1 protein-coding gene is annotated in these 517 nt (G+C 44.1%); it reads left to right on the forward strand.

Annotation, left to right across the window (positions count from 1 at the left end; genetic code table 11):
* Positions 1-53 precede the first annotated feature (53 nt).
* A complete protein-coding gene (locus tag I6F42_RS20550) occupies positions 54-305 on the forward strand; it encodes a hypothetical protein (RefSeq protein WP_374939255.1) in 252 nt (83 codons plus the stop codon).
* The last annotated feature ends 212 nt before the right edge of the window (positions 306-517 follow it).

The following is a 517-nucleotide window of genomic DNA, read 5'->3' on the forward strand; positions in this document are numbered from 1 at the left end:
GATTGGAACTACCAGAGTACATATCTGAGATTCATCCTGTGTTTCACATATCTATGCTTCGGAAGCATGTGAAGGATGACCGAACTGTAGTGACACCGGAAGTGGTCGGAGTCACGGTGAGACCGGATACCTCCTATGAGGTAGAACCAGTCCGTTTAATTGCTCGGAGCGAGAGGAAGCTCCGTAGTAGAGTGCAACCTATGGTAAAGGTTTTGTGGAATGCTCAAGACCAGTCGGATGCGACTTGGGAGCTTGAGGACGATGTCCGTAGAGACTTCCCTCATTTATTTGATGGCCAGGTATAATACTTTTGCGTATTAGATTGTTGCTTTGTGCATTATATACACTATGACTGTTGCTTTGTGCATTATATACATGTATACGGGTCTACGCTTTGTGATACGGACCTACGCTCTGTGCATTGTATACTCGTATGTTGGCCTATGCTTTGTGATACAGGCCTATGAATTATTTTATATTACCATGTATACCGGTCTATTCTCTGTGATACGGACCT

The organism is Pseudoalteromonas sp. SWYJZ12, assembly GCF_015864395.1.
In the GTDB taxonomy this organism is placed as follows: Bacteria; Pseudomonadota; Gammaproteobacteria; order Enterobacterales; family Alteromonadaceae; genus Pseudoalteromonas; species Pseudoalteromonas arctica.